The organism is Salinivibrio sp. PR5, assembly GCF_001996085.1.
GTDB classification, from domain to species: domain Bacteria; phylum Pseudomonadota; class Gammaproteobacteria; order Enterobacterales; family Vibrionaceae; genus Salinivibrio; species Salinivibrio proteolyticus.
The window spans coordinates 1-3,069 of sequence record NZ_MUFK01000086.1 but is presented as its reverse complement, the minus strand read 5'-3'; the positions used below and the strand labels follow the sequence as shown (position 1 = coordinate 3,069).

At 43.4% G+C, this 3,069-nt stretch carries 1 protein-coding gene and 1 tRNA gene; both read left to right on the top strand.

Features of this window, described 5'->3' with window-relative positions; genetic code table 11:
* On the top strand, nt 1–2,572 hold a 2,572-nt coding region (locus BZG82_RS15910; RefSeq protein WP_131826254.1), incomplete at its 5' end, for a hybrid sensor histidine kinase/response regulator.
* A 260-nt stretch (nt 2,573–2,832) separates the two neighbouring features.
* Nucleotides 2,833–2,919: transfer RNA gene (locus tag BZG82_RS15905), tRNA-Leu, on the top strand.
* The last annotated feature ends 150 nt before the right edge of the window (nt 2,920–3,069 follow it).

Genomic DNA, 3,069 nt, shown 5'->3' with positions numbered 1-3,069 from the left:
AGATATTACCCATATTGACTTTTTATCAGAGAGTAAAAATAATGTAGCTACGCTGATTTCAGGTAAGGAACGCTCATTTTCAATGGATAAGCGTTATATCAAACGAGACGGTACTTTCGTTTGGGCTACCTTATCAGTGTCTGTCGTGTTGGATGAATGGGAGAACCCTAAATATTTTATTGCAGTTATTGAAGATATTGAGTCTCGGAAAATTATAGAGGATGAATTACGTGCTGCGAAAAAGTCTAGAGATGAACTACTTAGAGGTATGCAGTTAGCGTCTGATGCGGGGAGGATTTGTAACTGGTCGATGGATGTTACAACAGGCCAGCTCAAATGGGACGATAATATGTACCGGCTATACGGTGTTTCGCTTGGTAGTGAGGTTGATTATCAAGTCTGGCGTGACACACTTCATCCTGAGGACCGAGACATCGCGGTCCACGAAGTTGAAACGGCGCTTAACCAAAGCAAAGTATTTAATGCTGAGTTTCGGATAATTAATCCAACCACAAGAAAAACACATTGGGTTAAAGCGGCCGGTAATGTAGCGAAAGATAGCGATAGTGGAAAAGAAATATTATTTGGCATTAACCTTGATATTACTCAAGAACGAATGACGCAAGCGAAGCTTGAAAAAGAAAGTATTGCTGCTCATAAAGCCAATCAAGCCAAATCTCGATTTTTAGCTACTATGAGCCATGAGATTAGAACACCGATGAATGGCGTTATCGGTATGGTTGATTTGCTAAAAGAAACCGCGTTAAACAGAGAGCAGGCACAAATGGTCTCTACGATTCGTGATTCGTCGTTTTCACTCTTAGAGATTATTAATGATATTCTCGATTTCTCAAAAATTGAATCCGGACAAATGTCGCTTGACCCTACTGAAGTAAATATACTCAATTTGATCGAGAAAACACTTGAAGCTCTATGGGTGCATGCATACCAAAGCGATGTAAACCTCTATTTTATACATGATTATGCGACACCAGAATTTATCACATTGGATTCCGTTCGCGTTAGGCAAGTACTACTCAATTTACTTGGTAATGCAATTAAGTTTACCAGCTCGGAGAGAGAAGTCAGAGATGTGTTTATCAGGACATCCTACTGCCATGGTACCCAAAGACTTTCTGTCAGTATTCAAGATACCGGCGTCGGTATGACCGATGAGCAAATAGATAAACTGTTTAGTCCATTCACTCAAGCTGACAGCTCTACGACGCGTCGTTATGGTGGTACTGGGCTCGGTTTAAGTATCTCCAAATCCTTTGTCGATCTCATGAAGGGCAAGATCGACGTGACGAGCGACTTTGGCAATGGAAGTACCTTTACGGTTATTATTCCGGCACCTTATCCTAATGATGGTAATAGTCGCTACCATCATTACGATTTTTCTCATTTTTCCTTTGTTCTTTTTCTAGAAAAAAACAGCGCATATTCAACTTATCGCGAACATTTCAGTCAGCTAAATCCAGCTAACGTCTTAGACGGTGATAAGATTGAATGGGCCGAGTGGAAATGTGAGACCATGATTGCGGTCACAGCGAGTGAAGACTTTGTTAGCGACCATCCTGATATTCGTCGCATCGTATTGGGGGAGCCTCCCGTCGGTGCTGAAAGATATACTTACCCTGGCGCATATTGGCTGAGCCCTTGTCCGCTCAAACCGAGTGAGCTAGTTATAGCCGCAGCTATTATGTGTGGGCTAGAAAGTCCGGATGTAGACTGGAGCCAAGCGATTAGTAATGGAGATGCATTCGTAAATGCGAATCAATTTGATGCGAAACAGTGTGGAGCGATTCTTTGTGCAGAAGATCAACCGACCAACCAACTAGTACTGGCGAAACAACTGAGCCAACTCGGCTACCAACACGAAATGACGGCAAATGGTCGAGAAGCGTTAGAGAAGTGGCGTCAAGGTCACTATTCGCTTCTTATCACCGATTGCCATATGCCAGACATGGATGGTTTTGAGTTGACGTCAGAGATAAGACGTTTAGAAGCCGAAGAAGGTAAGCCACGAACGCTGATTATTGCTGTTACCGCGAATGCATTAGTCGGAGAAGCAGATCACTGTTTGCGAGCTGGGATGGATGACTATATTGCAAAGCCAGTAGAGCTAGAGACGTTAAAGCGTGTATTAGCGCTCAGGCTTAGAGGACGTTCACTACGTATAGATACCATGAAGCCTTCAATTGGCCAATCCAATCGAGGTATGGAAGATAGCACATCTCTCATCGATGATATTCAGTTGGAGAAAATCATTGGGAGTGATGATAATGAGATGAAGCGCGCCGTATTATCAATGTTTTGGCAGAGCTTGAGCGCTGACATGCAGGAGTTAGAGCAAGCCGTTAATGATCAAGATGAAGATAAGGTTAAGTCGCTTGCACATGGGGCAAGAGGCGCGGCAACATCAGGTGGTGCCATGGCGTTGAGCCAACTATTCCGGAATATTGAAAAAAATAGCGCAGATATTAAACACGTTAAAAAGGTCTTTACTGAGTTGCGAGCCATGGTATCCGCCCTTGAAACTGAGTTACGTAAAGATCGAATCATTGAATAATGCCACCATGCTACAGGCCGCTGAATGAGCCTATCCACGCTTTGAAGGTGGGTAAATGCATATAAGTATACGATTAAACCATTTACGATATATGAGCGTTTATTCATTGCTGACGACGAAACGCCTTTCTCTGGCTGCTTTTCAACCAATTGAATCAAAAAGAATAAAAGGGCTATTGACCTCTCGTTAAATTTCATTAAAGTACACCTTCGTTCGCGGCGCAGCCTGCGGACTATGGTGCTACCACGCATAACTGCGTTGCCCTGGTGGTGGAATTGGTAGACACAAGGGATTTAAAATCCCTCGGCGTTCGCGCTGTGCCGGTTCAAGTCCGGCCCGGGGCACCATAGCACTCTCGCTATCCTATCTCCTTTTACCTCTCAGGTTCTCCTCGCATCTCTTCGGTGCTCGTTGTCATATTTTGAAACGTTTAAATCTTATTCCCTTGCGCTGAGCAGGGTTGAATCATGGTAAATTTGTATAGAAATATAGAGAAA